At 45.7% G+C, this 18,655-nt stretch carries 17 protein-coding genes and 1 pseudogene; 14 read left to right on the top strand and 4 right to left on the bottom strand.

The genetic code is table 11. The annotated features are described in order from the left end of the window. Positions 1-101: 101 nt before the first annotated feature. Both Q9R21_RS09440 and Q9R21_RS09430 read left to right on the top strand, forming a co-directional pair. Positions 102-1,199, top strand: a pseudogene (locus Q9R21_RS09440) (YjgN family protein). A gap of 11 nt (positions 1,200-1,210) precedes the next feature. After that, positions 1,211-2,350 (top strand): M48 family metallopeptidase, encoded by a 1,140-nt coding sequence (locus Q9R21_RS09430; protein WP_311204315.1) that lies wholly within the window; start codon positions 1,211-1,213, stop codon positions 2,348-2,350. Between the two features lie 44 nt (positions 2,351-2,394). On the opposite strand, the gene Q9R21_RS09425 is transcribed toward Q9R21_RS09430, so the two are convergent. After that, positions 2,395-2,673 carry a DUF2218 domain-containing protein gene (locus Q9R21_RS09425; protein ID WP_153566722.1) on the bottom strand — a complete coding sequence of 93 codons (279 nt, stop codon included), beginning with the start codon at positions 2,671-2,673 and terminating at the stop codon, positions 2,395-2,397. A 168-nt stretch (positions 2,674-2,841) separates the two neighbouring features. On the opposite strand from Q9R21_RS09425, the gene rpe reads away from it, so the two are divergent. The 3 genes from rpe (at position 2,842) to Q9R21_RS09410 (ending at position 5,033) form a co-directional block, all read left to right on the top strand. Next, the gene (rpe, locus tag Q9R21_RS09420) at positions 2,842-3,528 is read left to right on the top strand and encodes a ribulose-phosphate 3-epimerase (protein WP_253148304.1); all 687 of its coding nucleotides are present in this window, start codon (positions 2,842-2,844) and stop codon (positions 3,526-3,528) included. A gap of 628 nt (positions 3,529-4,156) precedes the next feature. Beyond that, complete coding sequence (gene sugE / locus Q9R21_RS09415; RefSeq protein WP_004279177.1) at positions 4,157-4,474, top strand: quaternary ammonium compound efflux SMR transporter SugE; 318 nt, start codon at positions 4,157-4,159, stop codon at positions 4,472-4,474. Between the two features lie 73 nt (positions 4,475-4,547). Next, a complete protein-coding gene (locus Q9R21_RS09410) occupies positions 4,548-5,033 on the top strand; it encodes a methylated-DNA--[protein]-cysteine S-methyltransferase (protein WP_311204314.1) in 486 nt (161 codons plus the stop codon). 373 nt (positions 5,034-5,406) lie between these two features. Here the strand turns inward: Q9R21_RS09410 and Q9R21_RS09405 are convergent, their stop codons facing one another. The 3 genes from Q9R21_RS09405 to paaZ form a co-directional block, all read right to left on the bottom strand. Beyond that, the gene (locus tag Q9R21_RS09405; RefSeq protein WP_311204313.1) at positions 5,407-6,342 is read right to left on the bottom strand and encodes a tRNA-dihydrouridine synthase; all 936 of its coding nucleotides are present in this window, start codon (positions 6,340-6,342) and stop codon (positions 5,407-5,409) included. Positions 6,343-6,527: 185 nt separating this feature from the next. Continuing rightward, a complete protein-coding gene (locus Q9R21_RS09400; RefSeq protein ID WP_253159673.1) occupies positions 6,528-7,967 on the bottom strand; it encodes an MFS transporter in 1,440 nt (479 codons plus the stop codon). A 192-nt stretch (positions 7,968-8,159) separates the two neighbouring features. After that, complete coding sequence (gene paaZ, locus Q9R21_RS09395; RefSeq protein ID WP_247143855.1) at positions 8,160-10,271, bottom strand: phenylacetic acid degradation bifunctional protein PaaZ; 2,112 nt, start codon at positions 10,269-10,271, stop codon at positions 8,160-8,162. A 262-nt stretch (positions 10,272-10,533) separates the two neighbouring features. On the opposite strand from paaZ, the gene paaA reads away from it, so the two are divergent. From paaA to pcaF, 9 genes are all read left to right on the top strand, one after another. Beyond that, positions 10,534-11,478, top strand: a complete 945-nt coding sequence (gene paaA / locus Q9R21_RS09390) for a 1,2-phenylacetyl-CoA epoxidase subunit PaaA (RefSeq protein WP_004646055.1) — start codon at positions 10,534-10,536, stop codon at positions 11,476-11,478. A gap of 33 nt (positions 11,479-11,511) precedes the next feature. Continuing rightward, positions 11,512-11,802, top strand: a complete 291-nt coding sequence (gene paaB / locus Q9R21_RS09385) for a 1,2-phenylacetyl-CoA epoxidase subunit PaaB (RefSeq protein ID WP_004279183.1) — start codon at positions 11,512-11,514, stop codon at positions 11,800-11,802. A 17-nt stretch (positions 11,803-11,819) separates the two neighbouring features. After that, positions 11,820-12,575 carry a 1,2-phenylacetyl-CoA epoxidase subunit PaaC gene (paaC, locus tag Q9R21_RS09380; protein WP_005104876.1) on the top strand — a complete coding sequence of 252 codons (756 nt, stop codon included), beginning with the start codon at positions 11,820-11,822 and terminating at the stop codon, positions 12,573-12,575. A gap of 28 nt (positions 12,576-12,603) precedes the next feature. After that, complete coding sequence (gene paaD, locus Q9R21_RS09375) at positions 12,604-13,104, top strand: 1,2-phenylacetyl-CoA epoxidase subunit PaaD (protein ID WP_005247163.1); 501 nt, start codon at positions 12,604-12,606, stop codon at positions 13,102-13,104. A gap of 75 nt (positions 13,105-13,179) precedes the next feature. Further along, positions 13,180-14,238 (top strand): 1,2-phenylacetyl-CoA epoxidase subunit PaaE, encoded by a 1,059-nt coding sequence (gene paaE / locus Q9R21_RS09370; RefSeq protein ID WP_311204312.1) that lies wholly within the window; start codon positions 13,180-13,182, stop codon positions 14,236-14,238. Between the two features lie 42 nt (positions 14,239-14,280). Beyond that, a complete protein-coding gene (locus Q9R21_RS09365; protein WP_005104871.1) occupies positions 14,281-15,051 on the top strand; it encodes an enoyl-CoA hydratase-related protein in 771 nt (256 codons plus the stop codon). Further along, positions 15,051-15,842, top strand: a complete 792-nt coding sequence (paaG, locus tag Q9R21_RS09360) for a 2-(1,2-epoxy-1,2-dihydrophenyl)acetyl-CoA isomerase PaaG (RefSeq protein ID WP_219307159.1) — start codon at positions 15,051-15,053, stop codon at positions 15,840-15,842. The genes Q9R21_RS09365 and paaG overlap by 1 nt, the downstream gene beginning before the upstream one ends. Before the next feature lie 3 nt (positions 15,843-15,845). Then, on the top strand, positions 15,846-17,363 hold the full coding sequence (locus Q9R21_RS09355) for a 3-hydroxyacyl-CoA dehydrogenase (protein ID WP_311204311.1): 1,518 nt from the start codon (positions 15,846-15,848) through the stop codon (positions 17,361-17,363). Positions 17,364-17,410: 47 nt separating this feature from the next. Beyond that, entirely contained in the window at positions 17,411-18,622 is a 1,212-nt protein-coding gene (gene pcaF, locus Q9R21_RS09350) for a 3-oxoadipyl-CoA thiolase (protein WP_129717282.1), read from the top strand. Positions 18,623-18,655 lie beyond the last annotated feature (33 nt).

Genomic DNA, 18,655 nt, shown 5'->3' with positions numbered 1-18,655 from the left:
AGCAGTACTAAAAAGATTAAAAAACCTCCAAAATTTTTTCACATTCTGGGGGTTTTTCTTTTAATATCAGGTGTATAAAAGTATAAAAAATTGGGGTCGTCATGCAGCAGACAGCAGACGGTATTCGTGCCAGTGAGCCATTATTTCCAGCTGCTTCAAGTTTTTCGACTGAAGCCACGCCTTCAGTCCGCCCCAAATATCAGCGTTATGGATTCAGATTTCATGGCAGTGCATCCGAATATTTTGGTATCTGGATGGTGAATCTGATGCTGACCATAGTGACATTGACCTTGTACAGCCCTTGGGCCAAGGCACGCCGTATGCGTTATTTCTACGGCAATACCCAATTTTTAAACCATCGCTTCGACTTTGTGGCCATGCCGAGCCGGATCCTGCTGGGTCGTCTGTTTGCACTGGAACTGTATCTGGTTACCGTCGTACTGACCAACTATTCAATCCTTGCCACCAGTTCTTTATTAATGGTCGCTGCGCTGTGTTTGCCTTGGCTTATTCGGATGACGCTGAAATTCAAGGCCCGAAATAGCAAATATGGCAATGTGCGTTTTTATTTTAATGGCAGCAACCGCGAGGCTTATAGGGTCTTATTTCTAGCCATCCTGCTCAATATCTTTACTTTGCTGCTGTTTAGTCCGGTGATGATCTGGCTCTATAAACGCTATTGCTTTAATCATTTATCGATTGGTCAGTTGCAATTCAAGCTGAATATTAACTGGTCCAAGTTTATGTCTGCCGTTTATCTGCCCTTGGGGCTTTGCCTGCTGGTTGGTATTGGCTGGCTTGCAGCAGTAGTGTACTGGGTGGACCGGATTGGAACCAATTTGTTTAGTCTGGGTTTACTGCTTAGCTATCTGCTTTGTCTGGCGCTGGTCTGGCCGGTCATTTCTGCACGTTTATACCTCATTACCTGAAATCATGTGGAGCTCGGTCAAAGTTACTTTAAAACACGGGTCACGACCTGGCGCTATAGCTGGATTGTGCTGAGCAACTGGATGGTACGTGTTCTTAGTCTGGGTTTAATGACGCCTTGGGCTGCCATCCGTTTATATGAATATCAGTTAAAACACTTAGAGCTATATGTGGCAGAAGATGAAGCTAATCTTGAGCATATCTTGCAACCTGACCCGAGTGCTTTGGCCGATGAAATCCTGGACGTATTTGATTTCGATGCGTCGTTATAGAAGTAAATGTGATGAAACGACCTGTCGAAGTTAAGTTTTATGATGGAATTCTCGCTGAAGCTCGTCGTGCCTGGATTGTACCGGATCAGCAACAAGGGATTGTCCTGAAACTTGATGAGGATGTTCCAGCACAAGTTAGCGCTGCAGATTTTTATTTTTCTTATCCGGACATGGCCTACATTGGTGGTGTCGGTGGTCGTAAACCGATTATTGAGCTGCCTGAAGAGCGTCGGATTGAGTTTTTAAGCAAAGCGCCACATTGGCTCGGGATTAAACATAAAGATATTTATCATGCAATCTGGAAGTTTGAACGTTCACCGATCCTGATTTTCTTTTCCATGATCATCGTGATTAGTGCAGTGATTGTGATTTTAAAATGGGGGATTCCTTATAGTGCCAAACAGCTGGAAAAATTCCTTCCGGAGCAGACTCTGGTTGAAGTAGGCAACCGGACAGAGCAGCAGTTAATTGCCCAGACCCAACCAAGTACACTACCGGAAGAACAGCAGATGCGATTAAAAACTTTGTATGAACAAAAGATTGCTGTAGGAAAACCTGCAAAAATTATTTTCCGTCAAGGTGGATCAAGCATGGGCATGAATGCCGCAGCCATCCCGAATAACACCATTATTGTGACTGATGAACTGGTGAAAATCAGCGGCACCGATGAAGAAGTCCTTGCCGTACAGGCCCATGAACAAGGCCATCTGGTACAAAAGCACAGTATGCAGAAAGTGATTTCTAATCTGGGTGTGGCGGGACTGTTTGCCTTGGTAACTGGAGATTTAAGTGATGTGGTCACAGCCTCTGTAGTCGTGTTGACTGATGCCGGATATTCGCAGGCGATTGAACTGGATGCTGATGACTATGCCATGCAGCATTTGCATCAACAGCAGATTTCCAGTATTCACTTGTCTAACTTTTTGCAGCGGGTGGAAAATGCCAGAATACTGGCAGAGGAGTCTCAAACCTTAAAAATGAAAAATTTCACCCTCAATATCGATGGAAAAGACCGACACCTGACAGAAACCGAACTGAAATGGATTCGCCTGATCGGGAAGTTTAAAAAATATCTGGAATCTCACCCCGAACTGGATAAAAGAATTGAGCGTATTCATGCCTTTAATGAACAGGCGAATCATCGTATTTAGTTTCTGATCATTGCTATGCCCTGATCACTAAGGCTTTTTAGTCCCTATCTTTGCCAGTCGGCAGTCAGATGTTCCTGTCCCATACGGATCAGATGATCCAGCACGACATTTTCGAGTTTATTCAGGTCAGTAAATTCATCTGTGCTTTGAATCGTTACGGTTAGATGATCTTGTTCAGGAGCCAATATCACTTCAGCATTTGGAAAATGAATCAGGAAATTTTGTTCGGTTTCATCAATATTAAATTTATGTTTCCAGTGATTGGCCAGGCGTTTGGCAATTCGTGAAGCTTGTTGCGTCTGGATATGGGCAATACTTTTCATCAGTCTTCTACACTATTCATCATTATCCTGCACTTTAAACCAAGCGGTGATGCCGGCATAAGCCTCAAAGCGTTACACAGCGTTTTAATCTTGCAACATCGAATCACAGTAGCCGGAGCGGATTTGATATAATGGGAAAAATCCAATTTCAACAAGCCAGGTTCTCCCATGTCCAAGCCTTATTTAATTGCCCCTTCTATTTTATCTGCTGACTTTGCCCGTTTAGGTGAAGAAGTCGAGAACGTGTTGGAAGCAGGTGCAGACGTTGTCCATTTTGATGTCATGGACAACCATTATGTGCCGAACCTGACTTTTGGTGCGGGTGTTTGCAAGGCCTTGAAAAATTATGGGATCAAGGCACCGATTGATGTGCATTTGATGGTCAAGCCGGTGGATCGCATGATCGGGGATTTCCTTGAAGCGGGTGCCGATATCATTACTTTCCATCCGGAAGCTTCTGATCATATTGACCGTTCTTTACAGTTGATTAAATCAGGTGGTGCCAAAGCGGGGCTGGTATTTAACCCAGCAACGCCACTGCATTACCTTGATTATGTGCTGGATAAAGTCGATCAAATCCTGCTTATGAGCGTGAACCCGGGCTTTGGCGGACAGAAATTTATTCCAATGACTTTAGATAAATTACGTCAGGCACGCAAACTGATTGATGCTTCAGGTCGTGATATTCGTTTGGAAGTTGATGGCGGTGTTACACCAAGCAACATTCGTGAAATTGCCGAAGCGGGTGCGGATATGTTTGTAGCTGGTTCAGCTATTTTTGGTAAGCTGGATTATAAAGCTGTGATTGATGAAATGCGTGCGGAATTAGCGAGAGTGGGACAGGTTCAATTGTAATCGTTAAAAACTCATAAGTGCATAAATATGTGGATAACTTTATGGATAAGTGTGTAGATATCTATGTTGATAACCATATGGATATGTTGCATAAAATGTAATCGTTTGTAGCCTGATTGATTGCGATTTAGACAAAATCTGTATAAAAAGAACTCAAATTGGGTTCTTTTTTATTGCTTATAACCCTTGTGTTTGGTGGTTGTTTATTCACCATAGGTTGATAATGGAACCAGGCAAAAAGTGATCAATGTGTCGTATATTTGTGTTTCATTATGTAATTTCTCCAGACAAAGTTTAAATTTAATTGATGTGTATAACTTAATATTCTGAGTCCATTCTCATGTAATTGTTGTGAATGAATTGCCCGATTATTAGAACTATTTCTGACTTGGCATTTTCAACATCTACCATAACCAGAGTAGCCATGAATGTCGTGAGGATTTGAGTAAGGCAAAGTTAAGTTGTATCTCGATAAGTCATGTTTTGTAAAAATAGCCAGATTACTGCAATGTGGTTTTATAAAATTTTTACACCTAGGAGGAACGACCTCCCTTGTGAATTGCATATCGGAATTTACAGGAAAAATCGTCAGGACGGCCTGATTCTTATATAAAAGGAGGAGGGCTGCATGGCCTGGATCGTACTTATTCTTGCGGGTATTTTTGAAATCGTTTGGGCATATTCGATGAAGCTGTCTGAAGGCTTTACCAGACTTACCCCAAGTATTATTACCATTGTCTTCATGGTACTGAGTTTTGCTTTACTGGCTTATGCGATGCGTACTTTGCCACTAGGTACAGCCTATACGATCTGGACCGGGATTGGTGCAGTGGGTTCATTTCTCATCGGTATTTGGGTTCTGGGTGAACCTGCTACAGCATTGCGTATGCTGGCTGCAGTACTCATCATTTCCGGTCTGGTGCTGATGAAAGTATCCTCTTCATAATTTGTTTCTGCCTGTCTCGGTGAACTGGGTTAATATGGAAAATGAACTCCAGTGATTGGGACAGGGCACCATCATGAACTTAAGTTATCTCTATATGGATTCTCCCGTAGGTCAGTTACGACTGGTCGCGAATGAAACCGCGCTGGTAGCCGTGCTTTGGGATTGTGAACAGCCGAATCGGGTGAAACTGGCGACCTTGGTTGAAGATCTGCAGCATCCGGTATTGATTGAAACCCGACGCCAGCTCCAGGAATATTTTGCCGGTCAGCGCAATGTTTTTGACCTGCCTTTGGACTTTGCCGGTACTGATTTTCAGAAAAAAGTCTGGCAGGCGCTACTGAATATTCCCTACGGACAGACGCGAAGCTATCGCGACATTGCTGAACAAGTGGGTAATATCAAGGCGGTACGTGCCGTGGGTGCAGCCAATGGCAAAAACCCGATTTCGATTATTGCACCCTGTCATCGGGTAATTGGTCGCAGTGGCAAGCTGGTAGGATTTTCCGGCGGTTTGGATAAAAAAGAAATCCTGTTAAATATTGAGCAGACGCATTCATAAATCTCTTTTATAAATCAAAAAATGATCGTTCTATTCATTTTAAAATGAATATTAAAAGTTCCTTCTCCCTCTGGGATAAGAAGCACTGCTTAGCAAGGAGATGAGGGGGTAAAAACCTCTCCCTCGCCCTCTCCTACAAGGAGAGGGTATTTCCTTTGTAGTGATTATAAAAAATGATTTATGAAAGAACTTTAATATCTAAAAATTTAAAACAAATGAAAAATTAGAATATGGATGTTCTGCTAGTAGAAATTAATCTATTCATACTTTGTGATTGGATTTATTTCGAAGTGGTATTCAAAACAGCCTAAGCAGTCATAAGCTTTTACGAGCCCATAAAAAAGCCTTTGAATGATTCAAAGGCTTTTTAGTTTTAAATATTTGAAGCTTTCAGTTTTTCGGTAATCTCGGCCAGAACTTTAATCCGTTTTACTTCATCCCATAATGCTTTGGCTTCAGGATAATGTTTCGACATCATGCCCAGCCATTGCTTGTAACGGCCGACCATCCCGATCTCAGTTTTGGCTGGGCCGTTGATAAAACGAATTTGCAGTTGCAGTAGTTCATTCCAGTTCATCAAAGGTGCATCCGAATTTTGACGGATACATTGAGTCAGGTCGGGTGTGGTCACCGCACCACGGCCAATCATCAGGTCTTCGCAGCCAGATTCTAGTCGACACTGTTTGGCATCGGTATTGTTCCAGATTTCACCATTGGCGATCACATTGATCTTGAGTGCTTCACGAATCGGTTGTAACTGGTCCCAGAATGCTGGCGGAGTGTAGCCATCGGCTTTGGTACGTGCATGAACGGTGACCCAGGCTGCCCCGGCATCTTCAATGGCATGCGCATTTTCCAGCATAAAATTACGGTCCATATAACCCAGACGCATTTTGGCGGAAACCGGAATATGCGCAGGCACTGCATCACGCACGGCTTTAACCAGCTCATGCACGACTTCGGGTTCATCGAGCAGGACTGAACCACCACGATGACGGTTCACGGTTTTGGCCGGACAGCCAAAATTCATGTCAATTGCCGGTGCGCCCATGGCTGCCACTTTGGCGGCATTCGCTGCTAGCATCTCCGGATTATTTCCTAAGAATTGGACATGTACCGGTGTACCTGCCGCCGTCTTGCCATCATTCAACAGTTCCGGGCAGTAAGTATGATAAATATGATCGGGCAGAAGGGAATCGGTGACACGGATAAACTCGGTCACACACCAGTCAAAGCTACCTACGGATGTCAGCACATCACGCATAATCGGATCGGTTAAGCCTTCCATGGGAGCAAGCACAAGTTTCAACGGTGCACACCTGTAAATTTAAAACGGTGTTATACGTTTTTTTAGGCAGCCTGTCTAGGCTGGATCGGAATTGAATGATGAGTACCTGAAAATTGAACTTTTTGCGCTGATATTAAAAGGCCCTTAATGTAGATTAAAGGCCTTTAAAAGTGAAGCTTAAGAAGGTTTAGCGATATCCAGGCATTTTAGTCAGCCAGTTTCTCGACTTTCATACTCTCACGATAATATTGACAGCCCTTGTACAACAGGAAGCAGCCAATCAATCCGGCAATCGCATTGACGATCGAGATTGAGTTACCAACCATTAAGGTATTCTGGAAATATTTATCTGTGATCAACGCCACAGCGGTGGTTCCGACGCCTAAGGCAATCAGGTTTGAAACCAGCAGAAACTTGGCAGATACCTGTGCGCGTAGCTGATTCGGTGTCAGCATTTGCGTAGCAGCAGCCGATGCCGGAATCGGGAAAGTGGAGAAGAACATCGCCACAAAAATCAGCGCAAATGAAAGCTGCATATTATCGACCTGAGTGAACAGCACACTCGGAATAATCAGCGCTGCACAGCCAATCGCACCGGTACGAATTGCAGCATCGCTATAGCCACGTTTCGAGAAGAAGTCGATCAGCCAGCCACAGAACAAGGCACCCGAAGTATTCGCGACTAGAATAATCGTACCGAGGATATAACCGGTTTGACTCGCATCCAGACCGAAATTACGCATGTAATAGGCAGGTGCCCAGCCCAGCAGCGAATACAACATCATGGTATAAAAAGAAAAACCAATAAAATGACAGAAGAAGGTCTTTTTATGTGTCTTGATAAAACCGATCGAGTTTTTAAAAGAGGCTTTAATGACCTGACCATCCTGACCGACTTTCATGCCCTTACGTGCAGGTTCACGCACCGTCAGTACCATGAGCAGTGCCAGCAATACGCCCGGTAGACCCACAATCATAAAGGTGAGTTGCCAGGTTTTCACTTCACCAATAAGCGGTAAAGCCACGAAGCTGACATCTTTTAGCAAGCCAATCACATAGCCGCCAATCAGGAAAGCTAAACCCGAACCAATAAAGGCACCAATCGCATATACCCCGAGTGCACGGCCTAATTTATCTTTCGGAAATAAGTCGGCAACGATTGAATAAAAGGCAGGGGAAAGCGCAGCTTCACCGGCACCCACACTCAAACGTGCAATAAACATTTGAATAAAGTTTTTACTGAGACCACAAGCCGCTGTGGCAAGACTCCAAAACGCAATCCCGGTTGCAATGATTTTAATCCGGGACTTTCGATCCGCCAATGCTGCGATGGGCAGACCCATAATGGCATAAAACAAGGAGAAGGCCAGACCCTGTAACAGGCTGAACTGGGTGTCGCTCAGCATTAAATCGGCTTTAATCGGTTCAATCATGAGCGATAAAATTTGACGGTCTACAAATGACAGAATGTAAGCCACCATACAAATGACCACCACATACCATTGATAGGTGCTGCTTTCCGGTGGTGGTTCAATCTGTTCAGACAGCGGCACAGCCGTTTCTGTCGGTGTAGGCTCAAAATTTTGATTTGTTGGTTGAATCGTCCTTTCAACCATTTCTAGGTTCAGCGATTTATCATTCATCATGCAACATCCTGTGCTGATCGTTTGAGATATTTATTTGATACTTTTAATATGCTTGTTATTTTTATATTGTATCGTATTTAATTAATCTAGAGCCTAAATAGAGAGACGTCAATCTGTTTTTAAAAATAGATACAAATAATTTTTAAAGGCAAAAAAAAGGAATCATAATGATTCCTTTTTTTGTATGAATTTTTAGCCACGTTCAACCAGCGTTAAAATATCGTAGGTTGCAACCAGTTCATTGCGCTGGTTTTTCACTTTAATATCCCAGACCACGACACCATGTGGCTTCTGTGCCGGATCGCGCAGTGCTTTTGGAGTTTTCTGCTTACAGGTCAGTTCTACCTGAATGGTATCGCCAATTTTCACCGGTTCTACAAAGCGCAAGTTGTCCATACCATAGTTGGCAATGACTGGACCCTGGGCGGCATCAACGAATAGGCCGGCCGCGGCAGATACCACAAAGTAACCATGTGCCACGCGCTCACCAAACAGGGATTCTGCTGCAGCAATTTTGTCCATATGCGCATAGAAGTGATCACCGCTCAGGCAGCCGAAATTCACCAGATCCGCTTCGGTCACGCTACGTCGTGCTGTCAGCAAACGTTCGCCGATACGCAATTCATCAAATGACTTTTTGAAAGGATGCACACGGTCTTCAAAGACCTGAGCACCAGCCGTCCAGCTATGGCCGACCTGAGTCATGGCATTTGGCGAGCCTTGAATCGCAGTACGTTGCATATAATGTTTGACTGCACGCAAGCCGCCGAGTTCTTCACCGCCACCGGCACGTCCCGGTCCGCCATGAACCAGCAAAGGTAATGGAGAGCCATGTCCGGTACTTTCTTTGGCACTTTCAGCATCCAGAATATGGACACGACCATGCCATGGCGCAATTTTGCTGAGCAGTTGTTCAATATTTTCATCGGTATTGCGTACGATGGATGCCACCAGGCTACCTTCGCCACGTGCCACCAGGTCAGCCAGCTGAGCCAAGTCAGTATATGGCATTAAAGTCACTACAGGCCCAAAGGCTTCAATCTTATGAATGTTTTCTGCCTGAACTGGTGCTTTGCAGACCAGTACTGTCGGTGGGTAACATGCAGCCTTCTCCGTATTTTGTACTTGAATATTAAAGTCCTGACGCAAGTGGCTACCGAATACGATCTTTGCATCCTGGCTCAGCTGTTCAACTTTTGCCGCGACATCATGTTTCTGTTTGACGCTGGCCAAAGCACCCATCGTCACGCCTTCTTGAGCAGGGTCACCGACAACCACTTTTTTCAATTTTTCAATCAGGCGACTTTGTACTGTATCCAGTAATTCGGCCGGCACAAAGGCACGACGAATTGCGGTACATTTTTGTCCGGCTTTGGTGGTCATTTCACGGAAAACTTCACGGACAAATAAATCAATCGTTTCATCATTAGCTTGCGCCGTCAAAATCGCACTGTTGACCGAGTCTGCTTCCATGGTGAATGGAATCGAGTAGGCATTTAAGTGTGGATGCGAACGCAGTTTTTGCCCTGTTGAAGCAGAACCGGTAAAAGTGACCGTATCTTGAGGATTTAAATGATCAAATAAATCATAGACCTGTCCGCAAATGAGCTGCAGTGAACCTTCTGGCAAGAAACCGCTTTCATGAATGGCTTTAACTACGGCATGAGTCAGCTCGGCACCTTCGGTCGCCGGTTTGACAATACAGGGTACGCCTGCCAGCAGTGTCGGTGCGATTTTTTCCAGCATGCCCCAGATCGGAAAGTTAAAGGCATTGATATGCACGGCGACACCGGCTTTAGGCGTCAGAATATGTTTCGCGCCAAAGCTACCTTGCTTAGAAAGAGGAATCCAGGCATCTTCGACCCATGCTGTTTCATCACTCAGTTCACGACGCACCAAACTCGAATAAGCATATAAGGTGCCAATCCCGCCTTCAATATCAATCCAGGCATCTTTACGGGTACAGCCGGTTGCTTTGGCAAGCTCATAAAAGTCTTCTTTGCGTTCCATCAAATACTGAGCCACTTGCTTCAGTGCATTGGCACGTTGATGGAAGGTCCATATGGCAATAGTCGCGCCTTTTTGTTTGGCATACTTCACCACGGCTTGGGTATCGATGCCCTGACTGCCGACCTGATAAACCGCTTCACCGCTAATGGCATGATAAACCGTACGTAAATCGGCTTGCGCTGCGTATTCCTGGCCGTACACCAGTGAAGATAAGCTTTTGATGGCAATAGGATTATGGGTTGATTCAGTATCTTGATAATCCGTTGTGCTTGAGCTGCTGTCTAACTCTAACATTGTAAAAACTCCATTTATGATACGTTTTGAGATGTATTTTAATTTTGATGTTTCATAATTTGTGTTGAAAAATTGAAAATGTCAATCATAAATCTGTGTTTAAAAATGCATAACAATAAAATAAAAAATATTAAATTATATAAAACAAATATTTAGTAAAAATAAAGGATAAAAATTAAATGATACCAATAAATAGATATTGATTTTAATTTCGTATCGTTTTAATTTGGGTGTATCAACACTTGAGATAAGTGAGGGAACAATGAATAACCAACAACAAATCTTCGATCAAAAGATTGAAAAGGATATTTCCATCGAGCCGAAGGACTGGATGCCGGATGCTTATCGTAAGACCTTGATTCGTCAGATTGGTCAGCATGCACACTCTGAAGTGGTGGGCATGTTGCCGGAAGGCAACTGGATTACCCGTGCACCGACCTTGAAGCGTAAAGCTGTGCTGATGGCAAAAGTTCAGGACGAAGCCGGTCATGCTTTGTATCTGTACAGTGCTGCAGAAACCTTGGGTGCGGATCGTGACGACATGATGGATAAGCTGATTGCCGGTCGCATGAAATATTCTTCAATTTTCAACTATCCAACCCTGAGCTGGGCCGATGTTGCCGCGATTGGCTGGCTGGTAGATGGTGCAGCAATTGTCAATCAGGTTGCGCTGTGCCGTACATCTTATGGTCCTTATGCCCGCGCTATGGTGCGTGTGTGTAAAGAAGAAAGTTTCCATCAGCGTCAGGGCTTTGAAGCCATGATGGAATTGGCCAATGGTACGCCGGAACAAAAGCAGATGGCACAGGATGCAGTGAACCGTTTCTGGTGGCCGGCACTGATGATGTTTGGTCCAAGTGATGATAATTCACCGAACAGTGCACAAAGTATGCAGTGGAAAATTAAATTATTCAGCAACGATGAGCTACGTCAGAAATTTGTCGATAACACCGTGTCGCAAGTTTTGCAGCTGGGTTTAACCGTTCCAGATCCAGACCTCAAATTCAATGAAGCCACCGGACATTACGAATTTGGTGAAATCAATTGGGATGAGTTTTTTGCGATTCTTGCAGGCAAGGGGCCGTGTAACCATGAGCGTATTGAAGCACGCCGCAAAGCTTGGGAAGGCGGCAAGTGGGTACGTGATTCCGCAGCTGTCTATGCTCAAAAACAGCAGCAACAGTCAGCAGCACAAAAAGTCGCTTAAAAAATAGTTTGATCAATATAAGGAAATTTGCTCATGAATAACAAAAATAACTGGTCACTTTATGAAGTGTTTGTGCGTAGTAAACAGGGTCTAAGTCACCGTCATGTCGGCAGCCTGCGTGCACCGGATGAGGAAGTCGCACTACAAAATGCCCGCGATGTATATACCCGCCGCAATGAAGGGATCAGTATCTGGGTGGTGAAATCTGAATTGATTACCTCTTCACAGCCAGATGAAAAAGCAGAATTTTTTGAACCCGCTTTGGACAAGGTTTATCGCCATCCAACCTTTTATAACATTCCAGCTGGCATCGAGCATATGTAAAGGGAAAGGTGAAGACTATGACAAATCAAGTATTGGCAGAATTTCTTTTACATGTGGGTGACAGTCAACTGATCCTGTCTCATCGTTTGGCAGAGTGGTGTGGTCATGCACCTGAACTGGAGCTGGATATTGCCTTAGCCAATATTGGACTGGATTTATTGGGTCAGGCACGTACTGCCCTCAGTCTGGCGGGTGAAGTGGAAGGACAGGGTCGTGATGAAGACAAGCTGGCTTATTTCCGCACCGAGCGTGAATACCGTAATTTGCTGCTGTGCGAACAGCCGAATGGTGATTTTGCCCAGACTTTGGTACGCCAGTGGTTGATGGATCACTACCACACTTTATTATTTAGTGCTTTAACTAAAAGTCAGCATGCTGAGTTGGCTGCCTTTGCAGTGAAATCACTCAAAGAAGTGAAATATCACCAGCGTTTTTCCACCACCTGGATGGAACGCTTAAGTTTAGGTACCGCAGAAGCGCATGAAAAAACCCAGCAAGGTCTAAACCAGTTATGGCGTTTTACCGAAGAACTTTTTGTTCTGACGGCAGCTGAAAAACAACTAGTCGATAGCGGTGTCATTCCAGAGATTGAAAATTTAAAAGTCCAGTGGCTGGAGACCATTACAGCCGAGCTGGCGCGATTTGAATTAAGCCTGCCAGAGCTGGGTGCTTATCGCAGTGGGGCTAAACAGGGTTTACATACAGAACATCTCGGTTTTGTTTTGGCTGAACTGCAATACATGCAGCGCTCATATCCAAACATGAACTGGTAATTCGGCACAATCACAGGGAGTGAGTCGCATGAATCTGATTCGACACGTAGAAGATCAATGTTGGGACGTTTTACAGCAGGTTTCTGATCCAGAGATTCCGGTATTGTCAGTGATTGATCTGGGTATGATTCGTGGCGTCGAGCTGAATCAGCAGGATGAAATTGTGGTGCGACTCACGCCGACCTATAGCGGCTGTCCGGCCACGGATTTATTAAAAGCAGAAATTACCCAGGCTTTCGAGGCCAATGGTTTGACGCCGGTCAAAGTCATTGTGGACCTGTCTCAAGCCTGGACCACGGACTGGATGAGTGAATCGGGCAAACACAAATTACAGCAATATGGTATTGCCCCGCCGCAAGGCCAGTCACATAGCTGTGGTACGCATGTGGCATTGACCGATGGCATCACCTGTCCACAGTGCTTAAGTAACAACAGCAAATTATTAAGTGAATTCGGTTCGACCGCCTGTAAAGCTTTATATCAATGTCGGGACTGCTTAGAAACTTTTGACTATTTCAAATGTATTTGATTGTAACGATTGCGCGGTGGGCAGGGTAAACCAATAACAAGCCTGAACACCGCCACCTAAAAGAAGGATTTTGCCATGAGCCAATTTATACCATTAACCATTAAATCGATTCAGCCACAAACCGAGCAGGCGATCTGCATTGCCTTTGATCTCGCGCCTGAGCAGTTGGATGCTTTCCAATATCAGCCGGGTCAGCACCTGACCATTCGTCATTTAACCGATGACGGCGAGCTGCGCCGCTGTTACTCGATCTGCAGTGATACGCAGGAAGACATGAGTATTGCGATTAAAAAAATTGATCAGGGTCAGTTTTCAACCTGGGCCAATGCGCATCTCAAAGCGGGCGATGTACTAGAAGTCATGCCACCGCAAGGGGTGTTTTTTCAGAAAGCCGCCAAGGCTGGTGGCCAGAATTATCTAGGATTTGCAGCAGGCAGTGGCATTACGCCAATTTTATCGATTGTAAAGTCGGTGTTGAACCGTCAAGCGGAAGCAACATTCACTCTGGTATATGGCAACCGCTCCTGGAAACAGACCATGTTCTCTGAACAGATCATGGACTTGAAAGACCGTTTTAAGGAACGTCTGCAACTGGTAAATATTTTTTCACGTGAACTGAATGACAGTGACATCTTTAATGGTCGGATTGATGCAGACAAATTGCAGCAGTTATTTCAGGCCAATCTGCTTTCTGCCGAAGCAGATCACTGTTTCGCTTGCGGTCCTGAAGAAATGATGACAGCAGTCGAAACGGTATTACCGACTTGGGGCATTCAACGCAGCAAGATTCATACGGAACGCTTCAATACGGGTACTGCACCGAAAGCAACCGCCCAGCAGATGGAAAGCCGCAGCGAAGAACGCGTCAATATCATCCTCGATGGTCGCGAGCTGATTGTTGGAGTCTCTAAGCAGGATGACAGTATTTTAGATGCTGCGCTACGTGCCGGAGCCGACCTGCCATATGCCTGTAAGGGCGGCGTTTGTGCCACCTGTAAATGTAAGGTGTTAGAGGGACAGGTTGAAATGGCGGTGAATTACAGTCTGGAAGAAGATGAAATTCAGAAAGGCTATGTGCTCAGTTGTCAGGCACGTCCAACCACGGCCAATGTCCGACTCAGTTTTGATGAATAAAAGCTGAATTTACAGCACCGCGAGCATAGCAGGAGTTCAAGGATGACCTACATTAAAACCAGCTCACCCAAGCCGGGTGTGGTACTGATCGAGCTAAATCGTCCAGAAAAGCGCAATGCTTTAAACAATGCCACCTTGCAAAACATTGCAGCCTGTCTACAGGACTTGGAAACAGATGCTGCTGTGAAAGCTGTGGTCATCACCGGAAATACGCAATGCTTTGCTGCCGGTGCTGATTTAAATGAGCTGGCGCAGTTAGATGTGGTCAGCATCCAGCAAGACCAACGCCCACTGCTCTGGAAAAAAATTGATGAATTTTCCAAGCCTTTAATCATGGCCGTAAATGGTTATGCTTTTGGTGCAGGTTTCGAGTTGGCTTTGCATGGTGACATGGTGCTGACCGGAGAAAATGCCCAGTTTGCCTTGCCTGAAATCGGTTTAGGTATGTTGCCGGGTGCCGGTGGAACCCAGCGTCTGGCCCGTCTGGTCGGTCAGCAATTAACGATGCGCTGGGCCATGACTGGTGAAATGATTTCGGCACAAACAGCCTTGCAACATGGCATTAGTAGCCAGGTTTGTCCGGCAGGATTGACCGTGCAATACGCACTGGAACTAGCAGAAAAAATTGCCAAGCAGGCACCGCTGGCCATTCGTGCCATCAAGCAATCTTTAAAGTCGATTCATGAAGTGACTTTAAGTCAGGGACTGAAACTTGAACGTCAACATTTTGTCTGGCTGGCGGCGACCCAAGATCGCCAGGAAGGCATCAATGCATTTTTAGAAAAAAGAAAACCAGAATTTAGAGGTGTGTAATGGATTATCAAACAATTATTGTCGAAGAAAAAAATGCAGTGGGCTACCTGACCTTTAACCGTCCAAAACAGCTCAACAGCTTTAATGAAACCATGCATCAGGAAGTTTCCAAGGTCATCAAGGCCTGGGCTAAAGATAGCCAGATTCGTGCCGTGGTGATTTCAGCCGAAGGCCGCGGTTTCTGTGCCGGTCAGGATCTGAATGACCGTGTGGTCGATCCGAATGCCGATGCACCGGACTTAGGCCTGTCGATTGAAAAATATTACAACCCTTTGATCAAGCTGATTACCGAAATGCCTAAACCGGTGATTTGTGCGGTGAATGGTGTGGCAGCAGGGGCAGGCGCCAATATTGCCCTGGCCTGTGACATTGTGGTGGCAGCAAAATCGGCTTCCTTTATTCAGGCCTTTTGCCGTCTTGGCTTGGTGCCAGATTCAGGCGGTACCTGGTTCCTGCCGCGTCTGGTCGGGCGTGCTCAGGCGATGGGCCTTGCCATGCTCGGCGATAAAATTCCGGCTGAGCGCGCAGTACAACTGGGCATGATCTGGCAAGTGGTTGAAGATGAAAAACTGCAAGCAGAAGCGAAAAAACTGGCAGAGCATCTGGCACAGCAACCGACCTATGGTCTTTCCCTGATCAAAAAAGCCATCCATGCCGCAGCCGATAATAATCTGGATGAGCAGCTCATTCTGGAACGTGACCTGCAACGTCTGGCTGGACGTTCAAGCGACTATAAAGAAGGTGTACAAGCCTTTATGCAGAAGCGTACCCCTGAATATAAAGGATGCTAAATCATGCAACAGATCAATTTGGAACAAGTCAAAGTTGCTGTGGTCGGTGCTGGAACCATGGGGATTGGTATTGCACAACTGGCAGCCATGCACGGGCATCCGACCTATGTGTTTGATCTCGATCGCAGCAAAGTTCAGAGTGCCTTAACTGCTTTAGAGGCGCAGCTTAGCAAGCGCGTACAAAATGGCAAAATGACCCAGCAATTACTGGAAAGTACCTTTGCCAATCTGATTGTGGCAGAGGACATTCAGCAGCTTGCCGATGTGGGCTTAATTATTGAAGCCATTGTCGAGAAGAAAGAAGTCAAACAAAACCTGTTTCAACAGCTGGCTGCCATTTGCCCGGAACAGACGATTTTTGCGTCCAATACTTCTTCGATTTCCATTACCGCCATTGCCTCGGCGATTCCACATCCAGAGCGAGTGATTGGTCTGCATTTCTTTAATCCGGCGCCGGTGATGAAACTGGTCGAGATTATCCGCGGACTGAAAACCTCAGCAGCGATTGCCGATGCAGTATTTGATCTGATGAAGGACTGGAACAAGGTTCCGGTGCGAGCCAAATCGACCCCCGGTTTTATCGTCAATCGTGTCGCACGACCTTATTATGCCGAGGCCTTTCGTGCCTTGCAGGAAAATGCCACCACCCCGGAACAGCTCGATTACATCATGCGCGAATGTGGCCGTTTTGCCATGGGGCCGTGTGAACTTACAGATCTGATTGGGCAGGATGTGAATTTCTCGGTCACACAAAGTGTCTATCAGGAATTTTTCTATGAGCCACGCTACCGCCCGTCCTTGATTCAAAAAGAACTGGTCGATGCCGGTTGTTATGGTCGCAAGTCCGGTCAGGGTTTTTATGATTACGCTCAGGCCAAGCCTACGCCTGTATATGAATTGCCAGTGTGTTATGCCAAGTCGCTGAATAAGCTCAAAGTCACAGTAAAAGGTGAATGGCTACATTCCTCAGTACTGATTGAACGTTTAAAACAGGCCTCTCATGTAGAGCTGAGTTTTCAGGCAGCAGAACAGAATGAAATCCTGATTGGTGACCTTTCTCTGCGATTATCGCTTGGCGAATCAGTTGAACTTACCTATCCGCATGAGCCTGTGGTGTTGATGGACTGGCATGCAGATTGGACAAATGCTCAAGCGATTCCAGTGGTTGCATCACCGGCGTGTAGTGCTGAACAGCGCCAGGCAGTGGAGCTATTCCTCATAGGTATGGATATGATACCTATTTGGTCTAAGGATCATCCCGGTCTTTATGTTATACGTAGTATTGCCATGTTGGTGAATGAAGCCTGTGAAGCAGTATTGCATGATATTGCATCAGAACAAGATATTGATTCTGCTATGAAATATGGCGTTAATTATCCTTGTGGTCCATTCGAATGGGCAGATAAAATTGGATATTACACAATTTTACAAATTTTAGAAAATATGTATCGTATTTATGGTGAAGACCGCTATAGAACTAGTATATATTTAGCAAAGAAAGCGGTGCAGGGACATGCATAGAAAACTCAGCAGCAACCATTACGCGTTGCTGGCTAAAAGGAAGAATCATGGAACAGGTTTATATTTTTGATGGAATTCGCACCCCGATCGGACGCTATGCCGGTGGACTGAGCAGCATTCGTGCTGATGATCTGGCAGCGCTACCGATTCAATATCTGAAAGATCAGCATCCTGCCTTGCCATGGGCAGAACTGGATGAAGTGATCTTGGGCTGTGCCAATCAGGCCGGTGAAGATAACCGCAACGTGGCGCGTATGGCTGCTTTACTCGCAGGGTTGCCTGAATCTGTTCCAGCGCTCACCGTGAACCGCTTATGTGCTTCAGGTCTGGATGCCATTGGACTGGGAGCACGTGCCATCAAATCGGGTGAAGCACAATTTGTTTTGGCGGGTGGCGTAGAATCCATGAGCCGAGCGCCTTTCGTGCAATCCAAACCTACGACTGCCTTTAGCCGTACCCCTGAAATTTATGACACCACCATTGGCTGGCGTTTTATCAACCCAAAATTTAAAGCACAGTTTGGCGTTGACAGCATGCCGGAAACGGCCGAAAACGTCGCTGAAAAGTATCAGATTAGCCGTGCAGACCAGGACCTGTTTGCCTATCACAGCCAACAGAAAACCGCAGTAGCCCAGCAGAAGGGTATTTTTGCCGAAGAAATTCTGCCAGTAGAGGTCAAAGGTCCGAAGAAAAGCACTCTGACCATTTCCCAAGATGAGCATCCGCGCGCAGAGACGACGCTGGATAATCTGGCCGCCTTAAAAACCCCATTTCGTAAAGAAGGCGGCTCAGTCACCGCTGGCAATGCTTCGGGTGTCAATGACGGGGCGGCTTGCGTATTACTTGGGAATCAGCAGTTTGCCGAGCAGTATGGTTTGAGCCCGAAAGCTAAAGTGATCGGGATGGCCAGCGCCGGTGTCGAAGCTAAATATATGGGTATTGGGCCGGTTCCAGCGGTACAGAAAGTGCTGAAACAGACTGGCCTGAGTCTGGAGCAGATGGACGTGATTGAGCTGAATGAAGCATTTGCAGCGCAATCGCTGGCCGTGATTCGTGAACTCGGCTTGCAAGACGATGATTCCAGAATTAACCCGAATGGCGGTGCCATCGCTTTGGGTCATCCGCTGGGTATGAGTGGCACCCGTTTGGTGATTACCGCCATGAAAGAATTAAAACGTCGTAATGGCAAATATGCACTCTGCACCATGTGTGTGGGTGTTGGTCAAGGTGTTGCACTGGTTTTAGAAAATATGGATTAAACACATCATTCAATCAATGAATTAAACCGTGGT

Origin of the sequence: Acinetobacter sp. RG5 (assembly GCF_031844265.1) — a bacterium.
Lineage (GTDB): Bacteria > Pseudomonadota > Gammaproteobacteria > Pseudomonadales > Moraxellaceae > Acinetobacter.
The sequence above is the reverse complement of the archived record's forward strand: the minus strand, read 5'-3'. Positions and strand labels throughout refer to the sequence as shown.

Excerpts from the sequence above, each read along its gene's own strand:
- Q9R21_RS09430 (WP_311204315.1), top strand. The coding sequence starts at position 1,211 with ATGAAACGACCTGTCGAAGTTAAGTTTTATGATGGAATTCTCGCTGAA.
- Q9R21_RS09425 (WP_153566722.1), bottom strand. The coding sequence starts at position 2,673 with ATGAAAAGTATTGCCCATATCCAGACGCAACAAGCTTCACGAATTGCC.
- rpe (WP_253148304.1), top strand. The coding sequence starts at position 2,842 with ATGTCCAAGCCTTATTTAATTGCCCCTTCTATTTTATCTGCTGACTTT.
- sugE (WP_004279177.1), top strand. The coding sequence starts at position 4,157 with ATGGCCTGGATCGTACTTATTCTTGCGGGTATTTTTGAAATCGTTTGG.
- Q9R21_RS09410 (WP_311204314.1), top strand. The coding sequence starts at position 4,548 with ATGAACTTAAGTTATCTCTATATGGATTCTCCCGTAGGTCAGTTACGA.
- Q9R21_RS09400 (WP_253159673.1), bottom strand. The coding sequence starts at position 7,967 with ATGATGAATGATAAATCGCTGAACCTAGAAATGGTTGAAAGGACGATT.
- paaZ (WP_247143855.1), bottom strand. The coding sequence starts at position 10,271 with ATGTTAGAGTTAGACAGCAGCTCAAGCACAACGGATTATCAAGATACT.
- paaA (WP_004646055.1), top strand. The coding sequence starts at position 10,534 with ATGAATAACCAACAACAAATCTTCGATCAAAAGATTGAAAAGGATATT.
- paaB (WP_004279183.1), top strand. The coding sequence starts at position 11,512 with ATGAATAACAAAAATAACTGGTCACTTTATGAAGTGTTTGTGCGTAGT.
- paaC (WP_005104876.1), top strand. The coding sequence starts at position 11,820 with ATGACAAATCAAGTATTGGCAGAATTTCTTTTACATGTGGGTGACAGT.
- paaD (WP_005247163.1), top strand. The coding sequence starts at position 12,604 with ATGAATCTGATTCGACACGTAGAAGATCAATGTTGGGACGTTTTACAG.
- paaE (WP_311204312.1), top strand. The coding sequence starts at position 13,180 with ATGAGCCAATTTATACCATTAACCATTAAATCGATTCAGCCACAAACC.
- Q9R21_RS09365 (WP_005104871.1), top strand. The coding sequence starts at position 14,281 with ATGACCTACATTAAAACCAGCTCACCCAAGCCGGGTGTGGTACTGATC.
- paaG (WP_219307159.1), top strand. The coding sequence starts at position 15,051 with ATGGATTATCAAACAATTATTGTCGAAGAAAAAAATGCAGTGGGCTAC.
- Q9R21_RS09355 (WP_311204311.1), top strand. The coding sequence starts at position 15,846 with ATGCAACAGATCAATTTGGAACAAGTCAAAGTTGCTGTGGTCGGTGCT.
- pcaF (WP_129717282.1), top strand. The coding sequence starts at position 17,411 with ATGGAACAGGTTTATATTTTTGATGGAATTCGCACCCCGATCGGACGC.